The organism is Bartonella sp. AA86SXKL (assembly GCF_042196885.1).
The window spans coordinates 1-549 of record NZ_JBHIRE010000572.1 but is presented as its reverse complement, the minus strand read 5'-3'; the positions used below and the strand labels follow the sequence as shown (position 1 = coordinate 549).

General features: G+C 47.5%; 2 protein-coding genes. Both read right to left on the bottom strand.

The window, feature by feature from the left end:
• The coding region (locus ACFIO5_RS13345; protein ID WP_375684316.1) for a phage tail protein at positions 1-236 on the bottom strand (236 nt) is incomplete at its 3' end.
• A gap of 13 nt (positions 237-249) precedes the next feature.
• A partial coding sequence (locus tag ACFIO5_RS13340; RefSeq protein ID WP_375705675.1) for a hypothetical protein occupies positions 250-549 on the bottom strand: 300 nt, incomplete at its 5' end.

The window sequence follows — 549 nt, the reverse complement described above, 5'->3', positions numbered from 1 at the left end:
CTTCGAATAGTTGTAGTGATGGCATCTATCGCTACCCGGTCACCAAATTCTTCTGGAAACCAAACTCCATGAATGGTCTTTGCATCATTGCCATAGCCGGTAAATTGCAAACTGGGTGCCTTGCCAAAACGCTCCATACAAACCCATGAAGCAGAAAACTCTTCTTCAAAGGATTGGAAATTCAGCCAGTCCACATAAAATTGATGCGGTCCTAACATCATCAAAGGATCTCTCATAGACGCCCTCCCCTCATTCTGTCCCGCCATGCAGAGCATTAGCACGTGCCCGTTGCAAAGCATGGGCAACCGCACGACCAGTGGCCATGGGTTCACGCGCCCCATTAACATGCACTGTGACGTTTTGATTGTGTGTGATGGGGGAACGGTCTTTGTCTCTTTGCTCTCTGGCAGATGAATTTACAGGAGAAGCTCCCGCAAATTGCACGATGGGTTGGATGGCTGTTTTACCCCCCAAAAAACTTGGCAAAAACTCTCTTACATCAATGGAACCAATCCACCCCTTAATGCGGCTAGGCAAAGATTTACAAAA